This window comes from Prevotella sp. C561 (genome assembly GCF_000224595.1).
GTDB lineage: Bacteria > Bacteroidota > Bacteroidia > Bacteroidales > Bacteroidaceae > Prevotella > Prevotella jejuni.
The window spans coordinates 3,920-6,142 of the sequence record NZ_JH114169.1 but is presented as its reverse complement, the minus strand read 5'-3'; the positions used below and the strand labels follow the sequence as shown (position 1 = coordinate 6,142).

Annotated in this window: 2 tRNA genes and 1 rRNA gene; all 3 read left to right on the top strand. The window is 49.8% G+C overall.

The window, feature by feature from the left end:
* The first annotated feature begins 191 nt into the window (after window positions 1-191).
* A 16S ribosomal RNA gene (locus HMPREF0666_RS15705) occupies window positions 192-1,722 on the top strand.
* A gap of 182 nt (window positions 1,723-1,904) precedes the next feature.
* Window positions 1,905-1,978, top strand: a tRNA-Ile gene (locus HMPREF0666_RS15700).
* A gap of 62 nt (window positions 1,979-2,040) precedes the next feature.
* Window positions 2,041-2,117, top strand: a tRNA-Ala gene (locus HMPREF0666_RS15695).
* Window positions 2,118-2,223: the final 106 nt, after the last annotated feature.

The following is a 2,223-nucleotide window of genomic DNA, read 5'->3' as shown; positions in this document are numbered from 1 at the left end:
GAACCGATCAATTCATTGTTCTTGCTTTTGAGGCATCGCCTCAAAACACTACGGAACAAAAGAAAAGGTGCTTTTTAACTTGATACTTTTAGGATAAGCGTTCTGAAACAGAGATTACTCGGTGAAGCGTTTGGGTTAACATGGTATTCATTATCATTTATCACCCATCACTTATCACCAAAACATATTTTACAATGGAGAGTTTGATCCTGGCTCAGGATGAACGCTAGCTACAGGCTTAACACATGCAAGTCGAGGGGAAACGGCATTTAGTGCTTGCACTGAATGGACGTCGACCGGCGCACGGGTGAGTAACGCGTATCCAACCTTCCCATTACTGTGGGATAACCTGCCGAAAGGCAGACTAATACCGCATGGTCTTCGATGACGGCATCAGATTTGAAGTAAAGATTTATCGGTAATGGATGGGGATGCGTCTGATTAGCTTGTTGGCGGGGTAACGGCCCACCAAGGCAACGATCAGTAGGGGTTCTGAGAGGAAGGTCCCCCACATTGGAACTGAGACACGGTCCAAACTCCTACGGGAGGCAGCAGTGAGGAATATTGGTCAATGGGCGCGAGCCTGAACCAGCCAAGTAGCGTGCAGGATGACGGCCCTATGGGTTGTAAACTGCTTTTGTATGGGGATAAAGTCAATCACGTGTGATTGTTTGCAGGTACCATACGAATAAGGACCGGCTAATTCCGTGCCAGCAGCCGCGGTAATACGGAAGGTCCGGGCGTTATCCGGATTTATTGGGTTTAAAGGGAGCGTAGGCCGGAGATTAAGTGTGTTGTGAAATGTAGACGCTCAACGTCTGACTTGCAGCGCATACTGGTTTCCTTGAGTACGCACAACGTTGGCGGAATTCGTCGTGTAGCGGTGAAATGCTTAGATATGACGAAGAACTCCGATTGCGAAGGCAGCTGACGGGAGCGCAACTGACGCTTAAGCTCGAAGGTGCGGGTATCGAACAGGATTAGATACCCTGGTAGTCCGCACAGTAAACGATGGATGCCCGCTGTTGGTACCTGGTATCAGCGGCTAAGCGAAAGCATTAAGCATCCCACCTGGGGAGTACGCCGGCAACGGTGAAACTCAAAGGAATTGACGGGGGCCCGCACAAGCGGAGGAACATGTGGTTTAATTCGATGATACGCGAGGAACCTTACCCGGGCTTGAATTGCAGAGGAAGGATTTAGAGATAATGACGCCCTTCGGGGCCTCTGTGAAGGTGCTGCATGGTTGTCGTCAGCTCGTGCCGTGAGGTGTCGGCTTAAGTGCCATAACGAGCGCAACCCCTCTCTTCAGTTGCCATCAGGTAAAGCTGGGCACTCTGGAGACACTGCCACCGTAAGGTGTGAGGAAGGTGGGGATGACGTCAAATCAGCACGGCCCTTACGTCCGGGGCTACACACGTGTTACAATGGCCGGTACAGAGGGATGGTGTAATGTAAATTGCATCAAATCTTGAAAGCCGGTCCCAGTTCGGACTGGGGTCTGCAACCCGACCCCACGAAGCTGGATTCGCTAGTAATCGCGCATCAGCCATGGCGCGGTGAATACGTTCCCGGGCCTTGTACACACCGCCCGTCAAGCCATGAAAGCCGGGGGTGCCTGAAGTCCGTGACCGCAAGGATCGGCCTAGGGCAAAACTGGTGATTGGGGCTAAGTCGTAACAAGGTAGCCGTACCGGAAGGTGCGGCTGGAACACCTCCTTTCTGGAGAGGATGTTTATCGGTTATCAAGTTGATGAGTATCTAAGTATACGAGCCAACAAGTTAACGGTAATCAAGATGAAAAAGAACCTTTGGTTCGTTTTCTTCTTGTACTCACTGATACTGTTTCAAGAATAAGAGAAAGGAAGTCTGGCATGAATAGCCGAAGTGATTTCTTCCAACTCAGTCCTATAGCTCAGTTGGTTAGAGCGCCACACTGATAATGTGGAGGTCGGCAGTTCAAGTCTGCCTGGGACTACACATTGGTTAAGTCAAATGTGTAACAGGCTGAATATCCTTTAATCCTTTTCTCTATCCCTTGGGGGATTAGCTCAGTTGGCTAGAGCACCTGCTTTGCAAGCAGGGGGTCAACGGTTCGAATCCGTTATTCTCCACCACGCTGTCTTCTGTTTCTGAGGCATCGCCTCAGAACACAAAGAGTAACAGCACAAGATCTTTGACATATTGACACAAGCAAGACTGTAAGTAGAATTAATATTCCTT